This window comes from Exiguobacterium sp. SH31, from assembly GCF_001816105.1.
Lineage (GTDB): Bacteria > Bacillota > Bacilli > Exiguobacteriales > Exiguobacteriaceae > Exiguobacterium > Exiguobacterium aurantiacum_A.
Genome location: NZ_LYTG01000029.1, coordinates 25,417 through 47,093, shown reverse-complemented (window position 1 = coordinate 47,093; position 21,677 = coordinate 25,417). Strand labels below are relative to the sequence as shown.

The following is a 21,677-nucleotide window of genomic DNA, read 5'->3' as shown; positions in this document are numbered from 1 at the left end:
GAATCAACTTTTTTATTGACAAGTCGATACATATACTGAGAGAAGGTATACAGATGATCAACGAATTACAGAAGCAACTACATGCAATTCAAATTGAACAAGAACGATTGGCAGAGGTTGAGGACGTCTTGTGGACGATGCGTTCAATCGCGATTGAGGCGACACAATGTGCGGATAAGAGACGACTACAATTGAATGAGCAATTTCAGGAACTACAAGCGAACCTAGCCTATTTAGAACGTAAAAAGCAGGAACCATTTCAGCAAAATACTGCAAACTGATGGTGAATGAACCGATATAGTCCATGAGAACAATTATAAGAGGAGCAGAAGCTTATGAACCCGACCATCTCTGAAGTCCGGCTTCACCTACCATCTTCTGTACTGCCGTACGAACAAACGAAAAACGTGTTCGTCGAAGCGAATCATGCTCGTCTCGCCGGCGAAGGCATTGTCATTTTACCGACGCCTCAACACGTCACCAAGTTAGAGGCGGCTGTCGAGAAGGCGAACCTTGTATTAGATCAACAACGTACCGGATTAAAATTTATGAAACATGAAAAATTGAACGATTATTATATTCAAATCGTGGATACGAACAACGAAGTCATCCGCGAGATTCCAAGCAAGAAGTCACTCGACTTCTTCGCGGCGTTCATGGAGTTTAATCATTTATTCGATGAACGTGTCTAAAGGAGGATAACTATGACATCACCAATCCGATTTGGCGGACTCGCCAGTGGAATTGATACAGATACAATTATTAAACAATTAATGCAAGTTGAAAGGGCACCGGTCGATAAGCTCGAACAAAAGAAACAGACGACTGAGTGGAAACGCGACGCATACCGTGAAATCAACCGCTCACTTATGACACTTCGTAACAGTGCGGTCGATCTCACGTTCAGCCGTAACTTTCAGGCTAAAACCGCATCGTCATCTGACACGTCTCGTGTCGAAGTAACTTCTTCACCATCAAGTGGGAACGCTGCACTTGAGATTCGAAGTGTAGAAAACTTAGCAACTTCTGCGAGCCATATCGTTCAATTAAGAGATAAGAATAACAACTTAGTAACGCGGGAAACTTTAGCAAAAGATTTAAACTTAGATATAAATACTAAAGTTCAAGCTCTTACTGGTAGCCCTACTGAAGTCACGTTAGGTACAAAACTAAATGATAATGGAAAACTATTCCTTAATGATGTTGAAGTAGCTACGACAGATTATACTTACGACTCCGTAACGGGTAAAGTGACGTTCAATACGCCTATTGCTGAAGGAGCTGAATTAAAATATGAATCTGGCTACAAAATCGAATATGTGAATAAAAAAGACGGCATACCATTACAATTGACGGTGGGACATGATGCCAAATTTAGTGATATCATCACGCAGTTGAGTTCAAAAGACACGAATTTCTCTGCATTCTTTAATGAAGCTTCTGGAGAGCTGGCATTAACTCATCGAAATACAGGAAGTGAGTCGACGATTGCCTTCACTGGTGCTGCATCAACGTTTTTCAACGCAAGTGTTGCCAGCGACATTAAAGGTGAGGATGCAATTTTTAACGTGAATGGGATTCAATTAATGCGGAGCTCGAATACGGCGACAATTGACAATATGACGATTACACTCAAATCTGAGTTTAAAGCTGTCGATAATCCGGCGCCAGTTACTTTATCTGTTGCCACCGACACGCAAAAAATCTTCGACAACATTAAAGGGTTCGTCGACAAATATAATGAGACAATCGACTTAATGAACAAGAAGGTCCGTGAAGATAAGTTCCGTTCGTTTGTTCCGCTCACACAAGCCCAGCGCGATGAACTATCTGATGATGAGATTAAGAAATGGGAAGAGAAAGCTATGAGCGGGATGTTGCGCGGTGACACGATTGTTCGCAGTGCCATGGACACGATGCGCAGTAAGTGGTCGAGCACCTCGTCTTCGACGAATGATGATACGATGAAACAACTGTTCCAAATCGGTCTTGCTACGGGGGCTGACTTCACAAACGGCGGTAAAATCGTGCTGAACGAAGAGAAGCTGAAGGCCGCTATCGAGAAAGATCCGGAGCAAGTGTATCAATTGTTTACAAATGCGGAGAACGGATTGCTTCCGCAAATTCGTGACGCCGCGACCAACTCAAGGTCGTCCATCACACGGATTGCCGGTGCAGACGGTGCCGGTGCCCCAACGTACTCGATGGGCCGGGAAATGGCGCAAATTGATACACGGATCCAGCGCTTAAATGATTTACTAGTCAACAAAGAAAATGCCTACTACCGTCGCTTCACGGCGATGGAAACGGCGATGAACCAAGCGAATTCGCAAGCGGCATCACTGCAACAGTTTCTAGGCGGAGGTATGTAAGAGGAGGAATTTAAATGGTAGCCAACCCATATGCAGCATATCAAAACAATGCGGTCACGACCGCGAACCCACAGGAACTCACGCTCATGCTGTATGACGGGGCGCTCAAGTTCACGCGTCTCGCCAAACTCGCGCTCGAGCAAGGAAATCCGGACTTGAAGAATACGAACATCCAAAAGACGCAAGCCATCTTCCAAGAGTTGCGTCTGACGCTCAATAAAGACATCGCCATCTCGGCGAACTTGGACTCGCTTTATGAGTACTTGTGGCGCCGTCTCGTCGATGCGAACGTCAAAAACGACACGACGATCCTCGATGAAGTGCTCGACTTCACGACCGAACTCCGTAATACGTGGAAAGAAGCGATGAAACTCGCGAAACAAGGATGAAGCCGATCGATGAGATCATTCTCAAAACACAACGGCTGAAAGACTTGCTGGCGCAAGTGCCAGAAGAGCCGACATACGACACGTGGATGGACCAGATCCATGAACTGCTCGACGACCGTGAACAACTGCTGTCGGCACACGGGCCCGACTTAAAAGCGGCCGATCAGACGGTCATCCGTCAGCTCGTCGACGATAGTCAGAAAATCGCCCGCTTGATCGAGGCCGAGCATCAACGGCTCGGGATGACACTCGGGACGACGCGTCAAGAGCGGAAGACGGTCAAGTCGTACGTCGACCCGTACGAGGACGTCGACTCGAACTTCTCAGGCTTATTTGACCAACAGACATGAAACAGCTCGAAGGCGCGCCTTCGAGCTGTTTGTCGTTTAAGGAGTCTTTAGTTGGCGTCGTACTTTGGAGACCAGGTAAGTCACGGTAAATAAAATTAGCCCGCTGACGGTGAAGTTCAAGTAAGCTCGACCCATGTCTTGAATGGAGTTGACAGGGATAAACCCCGATAGAAAAATAAGTGGCAAAATCGTCACATGCATGACGGTCCAGTGGATCAATATCTGTTTCGAGAACGACCACGCCCTTACTTCGTAGATGACACTCGTTACGCCGAGGAAGAAGCCGATGCCGCCGTACGTCAAGATGAGACGGACGCTATCTGCGTCACCGATCAGCACGCTATATAGGGTAAGTACACATGATCCTGTTACCAGAAGCATCCCGCGCCTCATCCCTTTTTTGAATAAACCCATCGAACCCATCCTTTCGCTTATGTATTGATTTATTCTACGGGATTTATCGCTCGGAAGTTTCATCGATTTTAGGATTGATGCAAACACGTCTGCTTTGTTGTAATATCGGGTAAATACCACTATACCCGTTGCTTCTGTTCTGGAAAGAGGAGGGAAACGAGATGAGTGAGAAAAAGGTAAAACCGAACGCAAAAGATCGTCGTTACTTCGTCTACGGTCCAGAAGGGGCGTACGATGAATACGTGGAGCGGGACCCGAAACTCGAGGCGTACGTCGAGGACGACGCACCAATCGAGGAGAATCCCGACCCATATGAAGAGGAAGACTTAAAAGCTCGAGGATAGATGTCAAGACCAAACAAGGCTCAATTGCGAGCCTTGTTTTTTATTGTGATGGGGTATAGACCTATTACTTTTTATTGCCAAGGTCAGGCGGATGAATCCGTTATGCTCGTTGTATCAACCACCACTCGTCACACGAAAAGGAGATACTACCAATGAACATGAAACGATACGGATTCTTATTTGCCTTACCACTTGCACTGCTCGTCGGCTGCGGGGAGGCGGACGAACTGAAAACGACCACAACCGAGACAGAAGAAGTCGTGGTAGCGGAAGAACCTGAAGAAGCGCCAGAAGCGGAAACACAAACAGAAGAGGCGGAAGTCCAAGAAACAGAGCTCGGTACCAATCAAATTCACTTAAAAAACAAAGCGCTCGACATCATGGAAGCGATGGGTTCTGTCCAATTCCAAGTCGACAAAGTCCAGACGTCGCGTCTGAAAGTCGCGGAGGCGTATCGAGATTCGTTTGATGGGAAAGACGAAGTGACGGTCGTCGTCTTCAATGTAATCGCTGAAAACACCGTCGAGGATACAATCAGCTTTCATCCGAATCAGAGCACGCTCGTCACTAATACGGGGGAACAGATTGATGCAAATCTCTGGTTCTCAGACGACGTCGGAGGCGACTTCCTTGGGGAAGTGAAAAAGGAAGGCAACGTCTTCTTCTTTGCCGAATCGATGCCAGAAGAGTTGGCGGAACTAAGATTGATTGTCGGAGGACCGACGAACACGGATTATGAGAAATTGGCCGAGGAATCGTACGAATACAAGATTGATGTCACCAAATAAGAGAAAGCGCATCATCGCGATGCGCTTTCTCTTATTTGCGTTGATGCGGCAACGGGATCGTCAACACGTTCCAACTCTCTCCGGCGAATATCTTCGCCAAGTAGACGATCTGGCCGACATGATAGCTGTAATGTGACACTTGCTTCTCGATCGCCCAGATGACGCTCTTCTCTTCGCCGCGAATGAAGACGGTCTTGCCGATGTCGTCGGGTGTCAGGCTCGCCAAGACGTCGTCAAGCAGTTGCCAGCGCTCGTCCCACGTCGCCATCAGCTCGGTGCGGGACAACTGTTGGTCCTCGAACTCGGCGTCGCGGTTCCGGTCCGGTTTCTCGCCGTCCGTCGTCAAAAAGTCGGTCCAACGTGATAACATGTTGTTCGAGATATGTTGCACGATGACGGCGAGCGAGAGCGTGTCCGGTGCGAGCACGCGGTGCAAGTCGTCGTCGTTCACTTGATTGAGCGCGCTTTCTGCGAGCTGTTTCTGTTCTTGGAAGATGCTGCGTACTTCTGTCACGTATCGTTGTTCAAACATGTCATTTCCCCCTTATGTAGTGTCTTTCTCCCATACCCGAAATCAAGAAAAGACGAACAGGATGTCCTGTCCGTCTAGGCGTGCTCGGTCCGAAACTCTTCCCAATGATCACGGGCCTGCGTCCGGATCCGTTCTGAGACTTCCTTGCTGCCGAGCAAGATCCCGTACCAGCGCCGGGCGTCCTCATACAACCCGAGTGAGGCCGACAAGTCGGCGATCCGCAGCATGAGCTGATCGTACGGTAGGCCGGTCCGGATCTGGTCGGTATACACTTCCTGGACCTCGTTGTACTTGTCGAGCGTCCGTTGCATCCATTCCTTCTCGGCTGCCCCGTTCCCGATCAAGCGATTCATCCAGACGAGCCGCATCCCGAGCATGGCGACGACGGACGGTTTTTGCCCGCTCAGCTGGGCCGTCATGACGGCGAACTTGTACAGTTGGATGACGTGCTCGGGCGTGCGGTCACCTTCAAGCGTCTCCGGGTTGATCCGTGACAAATAGTTCGTCTCGAGCGCCTCACGATTGTTTTTGCGGACTTTATCGAACGAGTCGTGGAAGACGAGGTGGCAATGGCTACAGACGACCGGCTCATACAAGTATGGGTTGTCACCGTCGTACGTCGTGTAGCCGTCCTTCGCGACTTCTTGCGGCCGGATATGGCGCGACAAGATACGCGGTGTCACACTTTCCTTTAAACAGTACGGGCATTTCACTTTTTTCGAAAATAAATGTTCAGCCATACGTCACCTCACACGTAGACGTTGACGAGCAATCCGCGAATCTCACCGACTTGGTCGAGGAGCGACAGACGTGACGCTTCCCCCGAGATGACCTGGTCCGTCAGTGCGAGCAGTTTCTGGTCGACCTGCTCGACGATCTTATAGATTTTGGCCCGGCCCCGGCGGTTGAACCCGCGCTTGTCTTCGAGGCTGAGCGCCGCGTCAACGGCGTCTTTCATAAAGTCTTTGATCAATCGTTTATATTCAGTGAGCGACTCGACCGTCTGGCTCTCGGCGAGAAGTTCACCTTGATCGTGAATGGCCGCAATTTGGCGCTGGAAGCGCTCGTATTCACGGTCCTCGCGTTTTTGTCCGATCACGTTTTGGAACGAGACGCCGGGTTCCGCGTCAGGCCGCTTGGCTTTGCCCGCGCCGTGAAGCGACTGGGTCTCCATAATTCGACGAATGTCCATCAGGCCTCGTCCTTTCTGTAAGTTAGTTCAACAATTGTAACACGCCTTGCGGCAACGCGTTCGACTGGGCGATCATCGCCATGCCGGACTGGTTCAAGATGTTGAGGCGGGCGAAGTCCATCATCTCACGGGCCATATCGGCGTCGCGGATACGTGACTCGGACGCGGTCAAGTTCTCTGAACCGATCGTGACGACACCGACGTTCGCTTCTAACCGGTTTTGGATGGCACCGAGCTTCGAGCGTTCGAGTGAGACGTCGTTGATCGCTTTATCGAACTTGGCGATGGCGTCGTTTGCGCCGCCTGGTGTCGTGACATCGAGCCCGTCGATGCCGAGCGCTTCCGCGCGCATGTCGGCGACGTTCAAGATGACGCCTTCACCGCTGCCGGCCCCGAGTTGGAAGAAGAGTGTCTCGTTCCCGGCGATATAGTCGCCGTTCATGATCTTCTTCGAGTTGAACTCGGTCGTCTCGGCAATCCGGCTCACTTCTTCTGTCAAGGCACTGATCTCTTCTTGGATTGCTTTCGTATCGTCCGGGCTCAGCGTCCCGTTCGCCGCTTGGACCGACAGCTCGCGCATACGTTGCAGGAGCGAGTGTGTCTCGTTCATGCCGCCTTCGAGCGTCTGGGTGAGCGAGATACCGTCGAGCGTGTTGCGCTCGGCCATCGACAACGAGTCGAGGCGCATCCGCATCTTCTCAGAGATGGCTAGGCCGGCCGCGTCGTCTGACGCCTTGTTGATGCGGACACCGCTCGAGAGGCGATCCATCGTCTTCTTCATCGTCGTCTGGTTGAGCGACAGCGATGTATAAGCTTTCAAGGCTTGAATGTTATTGGTAATTTTCATAACGGTTTCCTCCTACGTGTGCGGGTTGAAGACGAGCGTTCGCGATGGCCTGGTCCCATGTCATCTCTAAGTCGGTCGCGAGCGCGTGAAGCTCTTCAATCTTGTCCAAGTCTTGTTCGATCAGCGCCTCGAGGCTGCCTTTCGCCATGTACAAATACAATTCCTCGAGCTGGGCCGAGATGATGCCGCCGCCGTCATGTAGTCCTTGGTATAGTTTGGCGAGCAATTCGCGCGCTTGGCGAAGATGACGGTTGCGCTCGGCGATCGTCGCCGTCAGGGCGGTCTCGTAGTGATAGGTGAGCGCGTGGAGCATCGCTTGCGTCAGCTCCTCTGGGCTCATTTCATATAATCGGTTCGAATTCATGATTGTTCTCCTTTGATCGAGTCAAGTTCTTCTATTAAAAGCAACACTTCGGCCATGACGTCATAAAGTTCTGGCGGGATGGCATCCCCGAGGTCAAGGTCGAGCAGGTGGCCGAGGAGCGAATGGTCGTGCTCGATGGCCACGCCGCGCGAGCGTGCCTCTTCCAAAATCTTGTCGGCGACGGCACCTGTGCCGCGGGCGACGATGATCGGGGCCCGGTCGGTCGTCTCGTCATAACGGACGACGGCGGCCGTCTTGCGTTTCGTCAAATCCATGCGTTGATACATAAGGGCCTCCTAGATTCTAAAGTCATAGCCGGTCGTCTGCGTGCGCTCTGGCTCGACTTCGACTTTCTCGGCTTTCGTCAGCGGGCGGAACTGGGTCGTCACGCTCCGGTAGCCGATCGCTTCGAGCGTCGTCTCGATCTTGCCGAGCAGCGGGCGTGCGATCCGTTCGACCGTCGGGTCATCATGTTCGAGTGTGAGCCGGAGGTTGCGGTCGAGCGCTTCGACTTTCACGCCGATCTCGCCTAAGCGAGGTGTCTCGAGCCGGATGTAGAGGACACTGTTCTCCCAATCGACGACGTCGCCGGCTTCCCGGTTTTGGATGTGGACGTGGATGCCGGTATCGATCTCCTGGACCTTCGCCGGCAGGGCGAGCAGGAGCTGATGGAGCTGCCCGCCGTCGAGCCGGTTGATCGTCTGTTGGACTTGGAAGAACGAGGCGAGGCGCGCCGCTTCCGGGGACGCCGCTTCCGAGCGGACCGACAAGGCCGATGCCTGAACGGCTTGTGACGTTTGAGTTTGCGCTTGTTGCGCGGCCGTCTGGACGCGCTGCGCCGTCTCTTGGACGTGGCGGCCTGACAGGTTGGCGTCAAGGCGGAGCGGTGTCACGTGGACCTCACCGGCACGAGTGGCGCCATGCGGGATGTATTCGACGCGGACCTGGTTCGGCACGTAGCGGAACTCGTTCAACGCGGTGCGCACGTCTTTAATGAGGGCGGCACTCTCGGCAGGCTTCGTCGATAACAGTGACAAGGCGACGTCGAGCTTCGCCGTCATCGCGACGAGTGCTTTCTCTTGCCGAGCGTCGGTATGTAACAGTGCGTCCGTCTTTTGGATGAGTTGCGTCAGACGCGTCCCGACCGTCTCTAAGGCAGGGCGGGCCAAATGCGGCTTCGATTCGACGAGGGCCGCGACTTGTCCGAGCTGTTTTGTCAAGGTCGCCTGTTCTGCGCGGAACGTGTTCGTCACGGCAGCGAGATGCGTCGTCACTTCCTTGACCACGACTTGGCGTCCGCCTACGGGCGGCAAGGCTTCCCTCGGTTCGGGACGGACGGGTGGTGCGGCCGGGAGTTCTTTGATCAGCCGGTCGACCGTCTCCGGTGTCGGTGTGACGCGTTCTGCGGCCGGTCGCGACAAGTTCACGAGTTCGACGTAACGCTCTTTTTGCGGGTACGGCGCGTCCGGTGCAGGCATCTTCAGTTGACGTTTCGCTTCATCTAATGAAGCGACCGCGATGTCACGGGAAACGTCCGGTTTGATGACGGGCGCGTCCATCGTGCGCAAGAACAGGACGGCGTCGCGCATGTCGCCTTTGAAGACGGTCTCGAGCAAGCGGACCGTGTCCTCGTTCATAGGCAGGCGTCCCGATTGGATCAAGCGGCTGACGGCGCTCCGCACTTCGGGCGGGAGCGATGCGAGCAACGCTTGGATTTTCGTATCGACTTTCGTCTCAGGTTTTGTCCCTTGCGCCGGTGCGTTCGTCGTCTCCGTTTCCGGTTTGACGACGACGGTCCCGAGCAACACCCCGTCCTCTTCGACGAGCGTTAGTTGGAACGGGTTCGTCTTCGGCAGCCCGTCTTTGAACGTGACCTCGACTTGTTCGCCGCCGACCTTGACGATGGCCGTGTCAGGACCGGTCTGTTTGACGATTTCAGCTTTATAGACGCGGTTCATCTGAACACCCGCGTTCGCGGCTACGGTTGTAGCGAGTTGCACTTGGATTTGCATTGTTGTCACCTCGACCAATATATCGACCTCTTTTTCAAAAAGTGAAGCAAAAAGGCCATAAAAAAACCTCCCGTCAAACGACGGAAGGCCGGTCAAGATTCGAGCGCAGGGCTCATGTTCAGTTGTTGGAACCGGGCGACCAATTCGCCGGTCGCTTTGATCTGGTTTTTTAAGACGTACGCGGTCGCGTTCGTCTGGATGCGGTGACCGTCTTTCGTGACGATCACGCCGTGCGGGGCACCCTCGACAGTCGCGATGTCCCGAATGTGGGACCAGGCGTACCATTCGCAATCTTCACGTTTCGGCGATTTCGTCGGGAAGAAGACGAGTCCCGTCGTCGGTTCGATGACGACCGGCACTTTGCCTTTGACCCCGGCGACGCGTTTGGCGACGAAGATCCGTTCTTCGATCGAGCTGTTGTACTGGCGGCAAGAGAGCTGCAGCAACTGGTACGGCCGGAGCGGGGTCGAGATTTCGCTGCCGTCCTCGAGAATGATCCGCGATTGCTTCATCATGTCGAAGCAAGGCAGGATCGCCACGGTTCGCTTCGTGATGCGATATTTTTCCTCGGAATAGTAGGGGCGCATACGCTGCACCATCCTCCTCGTATTAGATTTTCAGGATCGGCCGATACTCAAAGAGCACAAACCTAAATCATCCCTTCAATGATATATCACAAAAAATGTAAATTCAATAAGCCAATATGAAAAGTAGGGAAATATAATTCCAATGTAAGCCAAAAGACGATTCATTTACAAAAAAGCAGAAAATGTTTGTGTCGAGGACGATAAGGTGGTAATATAGCTATTAGAGGGAAAGCCTCTGTATTCTTCAATGGTGAAAGGAATGGATTTGCACATGGTAGGTAAAGTAAAATGGTTTAACTCAGAAAAAGGTTTTGGTTTCATCGAGGTAGAAGGCGGCAAAGACGTTTTCGTACACTTCTCAGCAATCCAAACTGACGGCTACAAAGCTCTTGACGAAGGTCAAGAAGTTGAGTTTGAAATCGTAGATGGCGAACGCGGCCCACAAGCGGCTAACGTTGTAAAATTATAATTTCAAACCGTGAACCGGCTTCCTCGTGAAGTCGGTTTTTTGTTTTGTCTACATAATATTTCCCCCTTAAGAAAACGAGTTTAAAAACGGCGATAACGGGTAACATCTTTTTATACAACCGATTCGATTGCAGGCGTGAGCATCGGAACAAATTTGTCATTATTTTCTGATGATAACGTTTTCAAACAAACTGAATTCGGGGTATACTATATATGAGCCACCTGTTTCCACTTTCTTTTTATAGAGAGGCAGGAGATTCGGTCCAAATTGACGAATCATTGGTTCAAGCGGTTATTTTAAGGAGGAGTTAAGATGATTTATAACATTCGCGGCGAAAACATTGAAGTCACACCAGCCATCAAAGACTATGTCGAGAAAAAGCTGGAGAAGTTGACTCGGTATTTCACAACTCCTACGGATGCACAGACGGCTTACGTCAACTTGAAAGTGTACAACGAAAAGCAAAAAGTAGAAGTGACGATCCCGATGACGAACTTATTGCTTCGCGCTGAGGAAACCAACCTCGATATGTACGCGGCAATCGACCTCGTTGTCGACAAATTGGAACGTCAAATCCGTAAACACAAAACAAAGCTCAACCGTAAAGGACGCGCCAAAGAAGGCGGGATCGGCGAGTATTTCAAATCACTCGAAGGTTCTGAAGACATTCCTGCGTATGACGAGGACGAGGCAGAACTCGAACTCGTGCGGACGAAGCGATTCACGCTCAAGCCGATGGACACGGAAGAAGCGATCCTTCAAATGGACATGCTCGGTCACAGTTTCTTCGTCTTCTCAGACGCGGAGACCGGGAACACGAACGTCGTCTATCGTCGGAAAGACGGTAAATACGGCTTGATCGAACCTGAATAATCTAACTTTGAATTCACACGGCCCTCCGACTTGGAGGGCCGTTTCGTTTTGCCTTTCCTTGAAAGCGTGGGTCACTTCGGTTAAACTGTAAATTAGGGAAAAAACATGCATTTTTGACTGAGTGCAGAGGAGATAAAACGTATGGCGAACTTTTTGAAAGATTTATTTGCTCCACAGAAACGAGTATTGAAAAAAGCAGAAAAAGCAGCCGACTTAGTCGAGTCATTCGCTGAGCCGACGAAGGCGTTGTCTGACGAGGCACTTCAGGCGAAGTCTGTCGAATTCCGTGAGCGTCTGGATAAAGGGGAAACGCTTGACGATATCCTTCCGGAAGCGTTCGCGGTCTGTCGCGAGGCGTCAGAACGCGTGCTCGGCATGCGTCACTACCGCGTCCAGCTCATCGGGGGCTATGTGCTCCATAACGGCGACATCGCCGAGATGAAGACCGGTGAAGGGAAGACGCTCGTCGCGACGCTCCCGGTTTACTTGAATGCCCTGACTGGCCGTGGCGTACACGTCGTGACGGTCAACGAATATTTGGCGAAACGTGACAAAGAACTCATGGAACCGCTCTACTTCGCGCTCGGCCTCTCGGTCGGACTGAACGTCTCGAACATGGACCGCGTCGAGAAGCAGGCGGCGTACAACTGTGACATCACGTACTCGACGAACAATGAACTCGGGTTCGATTATTTGCGTGACAACATGGTCCTTTATAAGGAAGACCGTGTTCAGCGTGAGCTCTACTACACGATCGTCGATGAAGTCGACTCGATCCTCGTCGATGAGGCGCGGACCCCGCTCATCATCTCAGGATCGGCTCAAAAATCGACCGAGTTGTACACGCGTGCCGACGCGTTCGTCCGGACGCTCAAGCTCGAAGACGACTACACGGTCGACGTGAAGACAAAATCGGTGTTGCTCACGGACAGAGGGGTCGACCTCGCCGAGAAGTTCTTCGGCATCGACAACTTGTTCGCGATCGAGCACGTCTCGGTCAACCACCACGTCGGGCTCGCGTTGCGTGCGAACGCCGTTATGCATCATGACGTCGACTATATGATCCGCGACGGCCAAGTCATGATCATCGACCAGTTCACAGGTCGGGTCATGGACGGACGCCGCTACTCGGAAGGTCTGCACCAGGCGATCGAAGCGAAAGAAGGCGTCGAGATTCAACGGGAATCGATGACGCTCGCGACGATCACGTACCAAAACTACTTCCGGATGTATGAGAAGCTGGCCGGGATGACCGGTACGGCGAAGACGGAGGAAGAAGAGTTCCGTAACATCTACAACATGCAAGTCGTCACAATCCCGACGAACAAGCCGATCGTCCGTGAAGACGGTTCCGACCTCATCTTCAAGTCGATGGAAGGCAAGTTCAAAGCCGTCGTCGAAGAGATCGCTTCGGCGCACGCGACCGGACAACCGGTCCTCGTCGGTACGGTCGCCGTCGAGACGTCTGAGTATTTGAGCAAGCTGCTCACGAAGAAGAAGATCAAGCACGAAGTCTTGAACGCGAAAAACCACGCCCGTGAAGCCGAAATCGTCGAGAACGCCGGACAAAAAGGTTCGGTCACGATCGCGACGAACATGGCTGGACGCGGAACCGACATCAAGCTCGGCGAAGGCGTCATCGGGCTCGGCGGTCTTTACATCGTCGGTACCGAGCGCCACGAGTCGCGCCGGATCGACAACCAGCTCCGCGGTCGGGCCGGTCGTCAAGGCGACCCGGGTAAATCGCAGTTCTACTTGTCACTCGAAGATGAGCTCATGCGCCGCTTCGGGACCGACAGCCTCCAGAGCATGATGGAGCGCCTCGGCATGGACGACACGCAACCGATTGAGAGCCGCATGGTCTCGAAAGCGGTCGAGTCTGCCCAAAAACGTGTCGAAGGTAACAACTATGATGCCCGTAAACAGCTGCTCGGTTACGACAACGTCATGGCCGACCAACGTAAAGTCATGTATAAAGACCGGGCCAGCATCCTCGAGAACGAATCGGTCACCGAGATCGTCCGCTCGATGATCCGTGAGACGGTCGAGATGGGCGTCGCGCAATACACGCCGCTCGAACTCGTGCCAGAAGAATGGAACATCGACGAGCTGGCGCACTGGGCCAACCAGACGCTCGCCCTCGAGAATGCGGTCGCCGGGAAAGACTTCTACGGCAAAGAACGCGAGGAGATCACTGAGCTGTTGCTTGAGCGGACGAACGCCCAATATGAGGCGAAACGTCAACTCGCACCACCGGACCGGTTCAACGAGTTCGAGAAGATCATCGTGCTCCGTGCCGTCGATTCGCACTGGATGGCGCACATCGACCATATGGACCAGCTTCGTCAAGGTATCCACTTGCGTGCTTACGGACAGAACGACCCGCTCCGTGAGTATCAGGCGGAAGGCGTCAGCATGTTTGACGCGATGAACGCGGCCATCTCGGAAGAAGTGACCGGCTTCGTGCTCCGTGCCGAGGTCGGCGACAACCTCCGACGCGAGAAAGTCGTCGAGGAGGAAGTGGCGGTGTCTGGCAAGGACGACGCACCGGTGAAGAAAAAACCGGTCCGCCGTTCAGAAGACCAACGCCTCGGGCGCAACGACCCGTGCTGGTGTGGTTCAGGCAAGAAGTTTAAAAACTGTCACGGCAAACAACAAGCTTAATTTTTGAAGAGGCGAGCCTGCTCGCCTCTTTCCTACGGAAAGGTGAATCTCACTATGGAAATTTCAGATATTCGGAACGAACTCGAGGGCATGGCAAAACGCCTCGAAAATTACAGACAATCGCTCAACTTAACAGAGAAACAGGCGCGCATCGCCGAGCTCGAGAACGAGATGACGTACCCGGACTTCTGGGACAGCCAAGAGAAGGCACAAAAAGTCATCGACGAGTCGAACGTGCTCAAAGCGATGGTCGACAAGTATCAAGAGCTCGCGGATGGTCACGAGGACGGCGAAGTCACGCTCGAACTCATCAAGGAAGAACCGGACGTCGAGATGCAAGGTGATCTCTCAGAGATGGTCATGGCGCTCAAGGCCGACTTCGACGCGTTCGAACTCGAGATCCTCTTGAACGGACCGTATGACGCGAACAACGCCATCCTCGAGCTGCACCCGGGTGCAGGTGGTACCGAGTCGCAAGACTGGGCCTCGATGCTTCTCCGCATGTATCAGCGCTTCGCGGACAAGCAAGGTTGGAAAGTCGAGACGGTCGACTACCTCGCGGGCGAGGAGGCCGGCGTCAAGTCGGTCACGCTCCGCATCGTCGGGCATAACGCCTACGGCTACTTGAAAGCAGAGAAAGGGATCCACCGCTTGGTCCGGATCTCGCCGTTCGACTCATCAGGTCGCCGTCATACGTCGTTCGTCTCGTGCGACGTCATGCCGGAATTCGATGACGATATCGAGATCGACGTCAGAACCGAAGACCTCCGCATCGACACGTACCGCGCGTCGGGCGCCGGCGGTCAGCACATCAACACGACCGACTCGGCCGTCCGGATCACGCACGTGCCGACGGGTGTCGTCGTCTCATGTCAGGCCGAGCGTTCGCAGATCAAGAACCGTGAAGCGGCGATGAAGATGCTTAAGGCGAAACTGTACCAGCGCGAACTCGATGAGCAGCAACGTAAGCTCGACGAGATCCGCGGTGAGAAGACAGACATCGGCTGGGGTAGCCAGATCCGTTCATACGTCTTCCATCCGTATGCGATGGTCAAAGACCACCGCACGAGTTATGAAGTCGGGAACACGAGCGGCGTCATGGATGGAGACATCATGGGCTTCATCGACGCTTACCTCCGTAAGACAAATATGTGATGCATGTGGCTCAAAGACGTCTGTCTTTGAGCCACGTTGTATGTAGAGGAGAATTTCTTTAATGAAGCAAATCGTCAAAGACTATATTTACTTATTGACCGGTTCCGTGTTCGTCGCCTCGGCATTCAGTCTGTTCCTGTTCCCGAACAACATCGCTTCGGGTGGCGTCAGTGGGATCTCGATCATCACGTATGAACTGTTCGGCATCTCGCCGGGGGCGTTCCAGCTCGTCTCGAACGTGTTGCTGCTCCTCGTTGGCTGGATGATCCTCGGACTCGGCTTCGGCGTCAAATCGCTCGTCGGCTCGATTTTCTTACCGGGTGTGATCTTGTTTTATGAAGCGATCGGTGCGGGCGCGGCGGTCGATGATACGCTGCTCGCGGCCGTGTTCGGCGGCGTCGGTGTCGGGATCGGCCTCGGGCTTATCTTCCGCGGCCGGGCCTCGACCGGAGGGATGGACTTACTCGCCCAGATCCTACATAAGTTCACCCACATCCCGCTCTATCTCTGTATCGCCATCCTCGACGGTACCGTCGTGGTCGTCGCGGCCGTCACGTTCTCGTTCACGACGGGACTGTACGCGCTGATCGCCTTGTACATCACGATCAAGATGATCGACTTCGTCCAGCTCGGCTTCACGCAGGACAAGATGGCGTATGTCATCTCGGACAAGCGTGACGTCATCACGCGCGCCGTCTTCGACGAGCTCGACCGGGGCGCGACCGAGATCCAGGCGATCGGCGCCTATTCGCGTCTCGACCGGCCGATGTTGCTCGTCGTCGTCCGTCAGAACGAGGTGAGCCGGTTGAGAGACTTGATCCGCCGCATCGACCCCGACGCGTTCCTCATCTTCAGCGAGGCGCACGAGGTGATGGGCCAAGGTTTCACCTCGGATAAACGGTATAGCAACGTCCCGTGAGATGTGGAATCTTTGTGTACTTTTCGTGAGATTAGGTTAAAGGGCTTGTCAAAACGGTTATAATGGATAATGTAGGCAATTTCTACAACTTAGGAGGGGAACCCTATATGAAGAAGTGGATGATGGCCATCGGCCTCGGCGCCATGCTCACGCTCGGTGCGTGTGGCGGCGATGAAGAAGAAACGACAAGCAATGGGGATACGGGCTCGACGACGGCTTCGGTCGACGCGGAAGCGGTATACGCACAGAACTGTGCAGCCTGCCACGGTGCGAACTTGGAAGGCATGAGCGGTCCGGCATTGACGGACGTCGGCGCACGCCTCTCGGCTGAAGACATCGAGAACATTATTCGAAACGGACAAGGCGCGATGCCTGCGAACGTGATTGAGAAAGACGAAGAGATCACAGCGGTCGCAGCTTGGCTCGCTGAGAAGAAGTGATCATCAGGACCACGGGATAACCGTGGTTTTTTTGCATTCCGCATTTTGGATTGATCGAATTTTGGTAAGGAACGATAAAGACATTGAAACGGAGTGGATATGATTTGAAGACAAAACTGATTGATTGGCCGACGTTCATCGGTGCGTTCGTCCTGTTGCTGACGGTGACGTTGCCGCTCGTCTTTTTCCCGGAGACGGGGAAGGCATGGGTCGGCGCCGCCAACACGTTCATGACGACGAACTTTGGCATGTTGTATTTAGCGATGGGGCTTGGCGCGTTCGGATTTTTGATCTTCGTCGCTTTCAGTGAAAATGGGCACGTCAAGTTAGGCGCTGAAGATGAGGAACCCGAGTTCAGCACGTTCTCTTGGGCGGCGATGTTGTTCGCCGCCGGGATCGGCTCGAGTATTTTGTATTGGTCGGTCATCGAATGGGTGTACTACTATCAAGGACCGCCGTTCGGTATCACACCGGAGTCGACCGAGGCGATCCAATGGGCGACCGCCTACGGCATGTTCCACTGGGGGCCGATCGCTTGGGCGATCTATACGCTGCCGGCGTTGCCGATCGCTTACTTCTATTATGTGCGCCGCAAATCGGTGTTGAAAGTGAGCGAAGCGGTCCGGCCCGTCATCGGAAAATGGGCGGACGGACCGGTCGGTAAAGTCATCGACATCTTGTTCATCTTCGGTCTCCTCGGCGGGGCCGGCACGACGCTCGCCCTCGGGACACCGATGATCGCCGAAGGGGTGAACGAGATCACCGGCATCCCGGTCACGCTCGGCATGCAGGCGGTCATCATGCTCATCTGTACCGTCATCTTCGCCATCAGCTCGTACGTCGGCTTGAAGCGGGGCATCAAAGTGCTGAGTGACTTGAACATTTGGCTCGCCATCATTGTCTTGACGTTCGTCTTCGTCTTCGGTCCGACCCGGTTCATCTTGGAGACGACGTTCAACGGGGTCGGCACGATGCTCGACAACTTCTTCTTGATGGCGACGTGGATGGAGCCGTTCGGCAACCTCGGCGGCTTTGAAGAGACAGGTTTCCCGGAATCGTGGACGGTGTTCTACTGGGCGTGGTGGCTCGTCTATGCACCGTTCGTCGGCCTGTTCGTCGCCCGGATCTCGCGGGGACGGACGATCCGCGGGATGATCATCGGGACGATGGTGTACGGGACGTTCGGCTGTATCCTGTTCTTCGGGATACTCGGCAATTATGGGCTGTATCTCCACTTGACCGGTGCGTTCGACGTCATCTCGTATATGGACATGTACGGACCGCCGGCGACGATCATCGCCGTCATCGGCCAGTTGCCGTTCGGTAAAGTCGTCGTCGCCGTGTTCACCGTCCTAGCGATCATCTTCCTCGCGACGACGTTCGACTCGTCATCCTATATCTTGGCATCGGTCACGCAAAAGCATGTCGAAGAAGAGCCAGTCGTCTGGAACCGTCTGTTTTGGGCGTTCGCTCTCTGTATCATGCCGCTGACGCTCATGTTCCTCGGCGGACTTGACACGTTGCAGACGGCGAGCATCGTCGGCGGATTCCCACTCATCTTCATCATGATTCTTCTCGCCTGGTCGTTCATGCGCGTCTCGAGCAAAGACATCCGGGCGTCGGAAGAGTATGAGTCACCGACGATTCACATCAAGTACCGGAAACGGAAACGTTCGCCGTTCGACGCGTTGAAAGAACGTCCAACCGATAAACGGAACGATTGAATATAGGCACTCGCCCCGGCGAGTGCCTGTTTGCATGTGCGCTTCATCAAATGTGACTGCGATGTGAAACGGACGTTCAGTTCAACAATTTCACACCGAACTCAATCGAACTGAAACAATCCTGTAATGGTTATTTAAAATTCTGGTTGTTATAATTGTAGGCGCTCCTACTACTGAACCGGATAAATCATGGCCCGTTCCGAAACTTGGACGGTGCCTTGACAGAATCACTAGTTATCGTGTAGAACTGAGGCTAGGCGAAAATATTCACTTACTAAACAATCACACACTCGTCATAGATGCATGAAAAATTTATAAAAAGGGTAGGGAATACGTTATGATCTCGATGCAAAAAGTTAGTAAAGTATATCCAAACGGTGTCGTCGCAGTTGACGACCTCGATTTGAAGATCGAAGACGGCGAATTTTTATACGTCGTCGGACCATCCGGCGCCGGTAAATCGACGTTTATGAAGATGATTTATCGGGAGGAGAAGCCGTCGAACGGTCAACTGTTGATCGACGGGATCGACGTCGGGAAATTAAAAAACCGTCACGTCCCGAAATTGCGCCGCCAGCTCGGCGTCATCTTCCAAGATTATAAGCTGCTCCCTTCATTAACAGTGTATGAGAACGTCGCGTTCGCACTTGAAGTCGTTCAGGCCGACACGAATACGATGCGTAAGCAAGTCATGGACGTCTTGAACCTCGTCGGACTTAAACATAAGGCACGTAACTATCCGGACGAACTCTCAGGTGGTGAACAGCAACGTGTCTCGATCGCCCGCGCTATCGTCAACAAGCCGAAGCTCATCATCGCCGACGAGCCGACCGGTAACCTAGACCCGGATACGGCATGGGGCATCATGGAAGTATTCCAAGAGATCCATCGCCGTGGGGCGACGATCGTCATGGCGACACATAACCGTGACATCGTCGATAAGATCCGTCATCGCGTCATCGCGATCGAGAACGGCAAAGTCGTCCGCGATGAAGAGAAAGGAGCATATGGCTATGATATTTAAAAGTGGGCTACGCCATTTACGCGAAGGGTTCAAAGGGACGCTTCGCAACGGTTGGATGTCGTTTGCGGCCATCAGTGCCGTCACAATCACCTTGTTACTCGTCGGCATCTTCGCTCTCGTCATGTTCAACGTCAACGAGATCTCAGAGAACGTCGAGAACGACGTCGAGATCCAAGTGTTCGTCACACGGACGGCGGAGGAAGCGAACGTCGAGAAGCTAGGCGAGAACTTAGAACAGATCCCGGGCGTCGCCTCGGTGACGTTCAGCTCGAAAGAGGATGAACTCGAAAGCTTCCGCAATCAGCTCGGGGAAGACGCTAACGCATACGGAACGGTCGAGAAAGACAACCCGCTCCATGACCGCTATATCGTCAAAGCGGCAGACCCGCTCAACACGCAGACGGTCGCGGATGCAGTCCAGTCACTTGAAAACGTCGATAAGGTCACGTACGGTCAGGACTATATCGATAAGATGTTCGCCTTCTTCAACGGGATCCGCATCGGTGGACTCGTGTTGATCGTCGGACTAACGCTCATGGCGATGTTCCTCATCTCGAACACGATCAAGATGACGATCTTCTCACGCCGTCGCGAAATCGAGATCATGCGTCTCGTCGGAGCGAAAAACAGCTTTATCCGCTGGCCGTTCTTCATCGAGGGGCTTCTGCTCGGTGTGCTCGGCGCGCTCATTCCGATCGCGGTCATTTATTTCGGGTATGACGTCGCATATGGTGCTTTACAACCATCGCTAGATCAACTGAATAGTGATATATTTAAATTGATCGATCCATCGGTACTCACGACGCAAGTCTCGCTCGTCTTGCTTGCGCTCGGTGCGTTCATCGGGATCTGGGGATCGACGACATCGCTCGGTCGATTCTTGAAAGTATAATTTAAATACGAGGGGGAATTGGCGGATGAAACGTTCGCTTGCGCTTGGATTAAGTTTGACGCTACTCGCCGCGCCGGTCATGGCGACGGAGAAAGAGACGTTGAAAGAACGACAAGATCGTCTATCCAATCAATTGGAGCAGTCCAAGAAAGCGCAAGTCGAGACGGACGCCGAGCTCGAAGTCACCGAGGCACAGCGCGACGCGGTCTCAACCGAGATTCGCGCCGTCAATGAACGTCTCGAGGGCTTAAGTGAACAGATCGCCGTCCAGCAAGTCGAAGCGGACGCGGCACGCTCAGAGCTCGAGGCGACCCGCCAACAACTCGCTGCCCAAGGGCAGTATCTTGAAGGCCAGAAGGCGCTCCTTAGTGAGCGTCTTCGTGTGCTTCAAATACACGAGGACCGGTCTTATCTCCAAGTCGTATTCGAATCCCGTTCGTTCGGGGACTTCGTGACGCGGCTCATGACCGCACAGACGATCGCGGAGCAAGACCGGGACCTCATACATAGTTATATGCATGAAGTCGAGCGCCTCGAGACGCTCGAGACGACGCAACGGACACAGTTGTCGTTCGTCAAACAAAAAGAGCGCGAACTCGTCGTCACGAAACAAGCGCTCGACCAAGCGGCCACAGAGAAGCATGCGCTCCTCTCAGAACTGAACGAGCAGGTCGAACTGCTCGAGCTCGAACGGATGACCCGTGACGAAGAACAGGCGCTCATGAACGAACAGCGTCGCATCATCGCCAGTCAGCTCGACGCGATCGCGACGGCTGAACGGGAACGGGCCGAAGCAGCAGCACGAGCTGAAGCCACCGAACGAGCCGAAGCGAATCAAGAAACCCTTACACCACAGGCACCGCCAGCAGCGGAACCGGAAGCCGTCACGGCTCCGGTCAGTATGTTCTTGCGCCCGGTGTCGGGTTACGTGTCGAGCCGGTTCGGACCGCGTGAAAACCCGCTCACCGGGGCGCCGGAATCGCACCGTGGCATCGATATCGTCAACGCGACCGGCACACCGATTGTCTCGGCCGCCCCAGGCATCGTCATCAAGGCGGCTGAAGCGACCGGTTACGGCAACGTCGTCTTCGTCTCGCACGTCGTGAGCGAGCAAGTCTGGACGACCGTCTACGGTCATTTAGATTCGATCACGGTAACGGCCGGGCAGTCGATCGGGGCGGGCCAGACGGTCGGTACGCTCGGCAACACGGGCTGGTCGACGGGACCTCATCTCCACTTCGAGCTCCACCGTGGGGAATGGGCACCCGGGCAACCAAATGCGGTCGACCCGGGCCCTTATATCGGCTACTGACAGACGGACGCGTC

The 21,677-nt window shown here is 53.6% G+C and carries 26 protein-coding genes; 17 read left to right on the top strand and 9 right to left on the bottom strand.

What is annotated here, in order from left to right; translation table 11 throughout:
- Nucleotides 1–53 precede the first annotated feature (53 nt).
- The 5 genes from A6395_RS04250 to A6395_RS04230 are packed head-to-tail and all read left to right on the top strand — an operon-like array spanning nucleotide 54 to nucleotide 3,111.
- Nucleotides 54–281, top strand: a complete 228-nt coding sequence (locus tag A6395_RS04250; RefSeq protein WP_071398000.1) for a hypothetical protein — start codon at nucleotides 54–56, stop codon at nucleotides 279–281.
- 54 nt (nucleotides 282–335) lie between these two features.
- Nucleotides 336–692 (top strand): flagellar protein FlaG, encoded by a 357-nt coding sequence (locus A6395_RS04245; RefSeq protein ID WP_071397999.1) that lies wholly within the window; start codon nucleotides 336–338, stop codon nucleotides 690–692.
- 12 nt (nucleotides 693–704) lie between these two features.
- On the top strand, nucleotides 705–2,372 hold the full coding sequence (fliD, locus tag A6395_RS04240) for a flagellar filament capping protein FliD (protein WP_071397998.1): 1,668 nt from the start codon (nucleotides 705–707) through the stop codon (nucleotides 2,370–2,372).
- 14 nt (nucleotides 2,373–2,386) lie between these two features.
- Complete coding sequence (gene fliS / locus A6395_RS04235; protein ID WP_071397997.1) at nucleotides 2,387–2,761, top strand: flagellar export chaperone FliS; 375 nt, start codon at nucleotides 2,387–2,389, stop codon at nucleotides 2,759–2,761.
- Complete coding sequence (locus A6395_RS04230; RefSeq protein WP_071397996.1) at nucleotides 2,758–3,111, top strand: flagellar protein FliT; 354 nt, start codon at nucleotides 2,758–2,760, stop codon at nucleotides 3,109–3,111. Before fliS ends, A6395_RS04230 begins: the two co-directional genes overlap by 4 nt.
- Before the next feature lie 36 nt (nucleotides 3,112–3,147).
- Here A6395_RS04230 and A6395_RS04225 read toward each other — a convergent pair whose 3' ends face one another.
- Nucleotides 3,148–3,525: a DUF3021 family protein gene (locus A6395_RS04225; RefSeq protein WP_071397995.1), complete on the bottom strand. Its 378-nt coding sequence runs from the start codon at nucleotides 3,523–3,525 to the stop codon at nucleotides 3,148–3,150.
- Nucleotides 3,526–3,686: 161 nt separating this feature from the next.
- Between A6395_RS04225 and A6395_RS04220 the strand changes: the two genes are divergently transcribed.
- Both A6395_RS04220 and A6395_RS04215 read left to right on the top strand, forming a co-directional pair.
- Complete coding sequence (locus A6395_RS04220; RefSeq protein ID WP_071397994.1) at nucleotides 3,687–3,869, top strand: hypothetical protein; 183 nt, start codon at nucleotides 3,687–3,689, stop codon at nucleotides 3,867–3,869.
- A gap of 152 nt (nucleotides 3,870–4,021) precedes the next feature.
- Nucleotides 4,022–4,657, top strand: a complete 636-nt coding sequence (locus A6395_RS04215) for a DUF4352 domain-containing protein (RefSeq protein WP_071397993.1) — start codon at nucleotides 4,022–4,024, stop codon at nucleotides 4,655–4,657.
- Between the two features lie 31 nt (nucleotides 4,658–4,688).
- Here the strand turns inward: A6395_RS04215 and A6395_RS04210 are convergent, their stop codons facing one another.
- The 8 genes from A6395_RS04210 to A6395_RS04175 all read right to left on the bottom strand — a co-directional run bounded on the left by A6395_RS04210 (nucleotide 4,689) and on the right by A6395_RS04175 (nucleotide 10,191).
- Nucleotides 4,689–5,189, bottom strand: coding sequence for a DUF1572 family protein (locus tag A6395_RS04210; protein ID WP_071397992.1), 501 nt, complete (start codon nucleotides 5,187–5,189; stop codon nucleotides 4,689–4,691).
- A 74-nt stretch (nucleotides 5,190–5,263) separates the two neighbouring features.
- Nucleotides 5,264–5,929, bottom strand: a complete 666-nt coding sequence (locus tag A6395_RS04205; RefSeq protein ID WP_071397991.1) for a DUF2225 domain-containing protein — start codon at nucleotides 5,927–5,929, stop codon at nucleotides 5,264–5,266.
- Nucleotides 5,930–5,937: 8 nt separating this feature from the next.
- A complete protein-coding gene (locus tag A6395_RS04200; protein WP_016508634.1) occupies nucleotides 5,938–6,381 on the bottom strand; it encodes a YaaR family protein in 444 nt (147 codons plus the stop codon).
- Between the two features lie 22 nt (nucleotides 6,382–6,403).
- On the bottom strand, nucleotides 6,404–7,228 hold the full coding sequence (locus A6395_RS04195) for a flagellin N-terminal helical domain-containing protein (protein ID WP_071397990.1): 825 nt from the start codon (nucleotides 7,226–7,228) through the stop codon (nucleotides 6,404–6,406).
- Nucleotides 7,212–7,592, bottom strand: coding sequence for a flagellar export chaperone FliS (locus tag A6395_RS04190; RefSeq protein WP_071397989.1), 381 nt, complete (start codon nucleotides 7,590–7,592; stop codon nucleotides 7,212–7,214). Before A6395_RS04190 ends, A6395_RS04195 begins: the two co-directional genes overlap by 17 nt.
- Complete coding sequence (locus tag A6395_RS04185) at nucleotides 7,589–7,879, bottom strand: EscU/YscU/HrcU family type III secretion system export apparatus switch protein (RefSeq protein ID WP_071397988.1); 291 nt, start codon at nucleotides 7,877–7,879, stop codon at nucleotides 7,589–7,591. The genes A6395_RS04190 and A6395_RS04185 overlap by 4 nt, the downstream gene beginning before the upstream one ends.
- A 9-nt stretch (nucleotides 7,880–7,888) precedes the next feature.
- Nucleotides 7,889–9,604 (bottom strand): hypothetical protein, encoded by a 1,716-nt coding sequence (locus tag A6395_RS04180; protein WP_252100506.1) that lies wholly within the window; start codon nucleotides 9,602–9,604, stop codon nucleotides 7,889–7,891.
- A 92-nt stretch (nucleotides 9,605–9,696) separates the two neighbouring features.
- Nucleotides 9,697–10,191 (bottom strand): competence protein ComK, encoded by a 495-nt coding sequence (locus A6395_RS04175; protein WP_071397986.1) that lies wholly within the window; start codon nucleotides 10,189–10,191, stop codon nucleotides 9,697–9,699.
- A gap of 271 nt (nucleotides 10,192–10,462) precedes the next feature.
- Here A6395_RS04175 and cspD point away from each other — a divergent pair, with 271 nt between their 5' ends.
- From cspD to A6395_RS04125, 10 genes are all read left to right on the top strand, one after another.
- Nucleotides 10,463–10,660 (top strand): cold-shock protein CspD, encoded by a 198-nt coding sequence (gene cspD, locus A6395_RS04170; protein ID WP_035386012.1) that lies wholly within the window; start codon nucleotides 10,463–10,465, stop codon nucleotides 10,658–10,660.
- Between the two features lie 312 nt (nucleotides 10,661–10,972).
- Nucleotides 10,973–11,533 (top strand): ribosome hibernation-promoting factor, HPF/YfiA family, encoded by a 561-nt coding sequence (hpf, locus tag A6395_RS04165; RefSeq protein WP_016508657.1) that lies wholly within the window; start codon nucleotides 10,973–10,975, stop codon nucleotides 11,531–11,533.
- A 141-nt stretch (nucleotides 11,534–11,674) separates the two neighbouring features.
- Nucleotides 11,675–14,197, top strand: a complete 2,523-nt coding sequence (gene secA, locus A6395_RS04160) for a preprotein translocase subunit SecA (protein ID WP_071397985.1) — start codon at nucleotides 11,675–11,677, stop codon at nucleotides 14,195–14,197.
- Between the two features lie 54 nt (nucleotides 14,198–14,251).
- Complete coding sequence (gene prfB, locus A6395_RS04155; protein WP_016508664.1) at nucleotides 14,252–15,352, top strand: peptide chain release factor 2; 1,101 nt, start codon at nucleotides 14,252–14,254, stop codon at nucleotides 15,350–15,352.
- Between the two features lie 61 nt (nucleotides 15,353–15,413).
- Complete coding sequence (locus tag A6395_RS04150) at nucleotides 15,414–16,271, top strand: YitT family protein (protein WP_071397984.1); 858 nt, start codon at nucleotides 15,414–15,416, stop codon at nucleotides 16,269–16,271.
- Nucleotides 16,272–16,378: 107 nt separating this feature from the next.
- Nucleotides 16,379–16,711 carry a cytochrome c551 gene (cccB, locus tag A6395_RS04145; RefSeq protein WP_071397983.1) on the top strand — a complete coding sequence of 111 codons (333 nt, stop codon included), beginning with the start codon at nucleotides 16,379–16,381 and terminating at the stop codon, nucleotides 16,709–16,711.
- A gap of 104 nt (nucleotides 16,712–16,815) precedes the next feature.
- The gene (locus A6395_RS04140; RefSeq protein ID WP_071398126.1) at nucleotides 16,816–18,435 is read left to right on the top strand and encodes a BCCT family transporter; all 1,620 of its coding nucleotides are present in this window, start codon (nucleotides 16,816–16,818) and stop codon (nucleotides 18,433–18,435) included.
- A gap of 337 nt (nucleotides 18,436–18,772) precedes the next feature.
- Nucleotides 18,773–19,459, top strand: coding sequence for a cell division ATP-binding protein FtsE (gene ftsE, locus A6395_RS04135; protein WP_071397982.1), 687 nt, complete (start codon nucleotides 18,773–18,775; stop codon nucleotides 19,457–19,459).
- A complete protein-coding gene (gene ftsX / locus A6395_RS04130; RefSeq protein ID WP_071397981.1) occupies nucleotides 19,449–20,351 on the top strand; it encodes a permease-like cell division protein FtsX in 903 nt (300 codons plus the stop codon). Before ftsE ends, ftsX begins: the two co-directional genes overlap by 11 nt.
- A gap of 25 nt (nucleotides 20,352–20,376) precedes the next feature.
- Nucleotides 20,377–21,663 carry a murein hydrolase activator EnvC family protein gene (locus tag A6395_RS04125; protein ID WP_071397980.1) on the top strand — a complete coding sequence of 429 codons (1,287 nt, stop codon included), beginning with the start codon at nucleotides 20,377–20,379 and terminating at the stop codon, nucleotides 21,661–21,663.
- Nucleotides 21,664–21,677 lie beyond the last annotated feature (14 nt).

Coding starts and splice junctions, on each gene's coding strand:
- A6395_RS04190 (WP_071397989.1), bottom strand. CDS start 7,592: ATGAATTCGAACCGATTATATGAAATGAGCCCAGAGGAGCTGACGCAA.
- hpf (WP_016508657.1), top strand. CDS start 10,973: ATGATTTATAACATTCGCGGCGAAAACATTGAAGTCACACCAGCCATC.
- cspD (WP_035386012.1), top strand. CDS start 10,463: ATGGTAGGTAAAGTAAAATGGTTTAACTCAGAAAAAGGTTTTGGTTTC.
- A6395_RS04185 (WP_071397988.1), bottom strand. CDS start 7,879: ATGTATCAACGCATGGATTTGACGAAACGCAAGACGGCCGCCGTCGTC.
- prfB (WP_016508664.1), top strand. CDS start 14,252: ATGGAAATTTCAGATATTCGGAACGAACTCGAGGGCATGGCAAAACGC.
- A6395_RS04250 (WP_071398000.1), top strand. CDS start 54: ATGATCAACGAATTACAGAAGCAACTACATGCAATTCAAATTGAACAA.
- A6395_RS04195 (WP_071397990.1), bottom strand. CDS start 7,228: ATGAAAATTACCAATAACATTCAAGCCTTGAAAGCTTATACATCGCTG.
- A6395_RS04180 (WP_252100506.1), bottom strand. CDS start 9,604: ATGCAAATCCAAGTGCAACTCGCTACAACCGTAGCCGCGAACGCGGGT.
- A6395_RS04225 (WP_071397995.1), bottom strand. CDS start 3,525: ATGGGTTTATTCAAAAAAGGGATGAGGCGCGGGATGCTTCTGGTAACA.
- fliD (WP_071397998.1), top strand. CDS start 705: ATGACATCACCAATCCGATTTGGCGGACTCGCCAGTGGAATTGATACA.
- A6395_RS04210 (WP_071397992.1), bottom strand. CDS start 5,189: ATGTTTGAACAACGATACGTGACAGAAGTACGCAGCATCTTCCAAGAA.
- fliS (WP_071397997.1), top strand. CDS start 2,387: ATGGTAGCCAACCCATATGCAGCATATCAAAACAATGCGGTCACGACC.
- A6395_RS04175 (WP_071397986.1), bottom strand. CDS start 10,191: ATGCGCCCCTACTATTCCGAGGAAAAATATCGCATCACGAAGCGAACC.
- A6395_RS04245 (WP_071397999.1), top strand. CDS start 336: ATGAACCCGACCATCTCTGAAGTCCGGCTTCACCTACCATCTTCTGTA.
- A6395_RS04220 (WP_071397994.1), top strand. CDS start 3,687: ATGAGTGAGAAAAAGGTAAAACCGAACGCAAAAGATCGTCGTTACTTC.
- A6395_RS04205 (WP_071397991.1), bottom strand. CDS start 5,929: ATGGCTGAACATTTATTTTCGAAAAAAGTGAAATGCCCGTACTGTTTA.
- A6395_RS04230 (WP_071397996.1), top strand. CDS start 2,758: ATGAAGCCGATCGATGAGATCATTCTCAAAACACAACGGCTGAAAGAC.
- A6395_RS04150 (WP_071397984.1), top strand. CDS start 15,414: ATGAAGCAAATCGTCAAAGACTATATTTACTTATTGACCGGTTCCGTG.
- A6395_RS04125 (WP_071397980.1), top strand. CDS start 20,377: ATGAAACGTTCGCTTGCGCTTGGATTAAGTTTGACGCTACTCGCCGCG.
- secA (WP_071397985.1), top strand. CDS start 11,675: ATGGCGAACTTTTTGAAAGATTTATTTGCTCCACAGAAACGAGTATTG.
- cccB (WP_071397983.1), top strand. CDS start 16,379: ATGAAGAAGTGGATGATGGCCATCGGCCTCGGCGCCATGCTCACGCTC.
- ftsE (WP_071397982.1), top strand. CDS start 18,773: ATGATCTCGATGCAAAAAGTTAGTAAAGTATATCCAAACGGTGTCGTC.
- ftsX (WP_071397981.1), top strand. CDS start 19,449: ATGATATTTAAAAGTGGGCTACGCCATTTACGCGAAGGGTTCAAAGGG.
- A6395_RS04200 (WP_016508634.1), bottom strand. CDS start 6,381: ATGGACATTCGTCGAATTATGGAGACCCAGTCGCTTCACGGCGCGGGC.
- A6395_RS04215 (WP_071397993.1), top strand. CDS start 4,022: ATGAACATGAAACGATACGGATTCTTATTTGCCTTACCACTTGCACTG.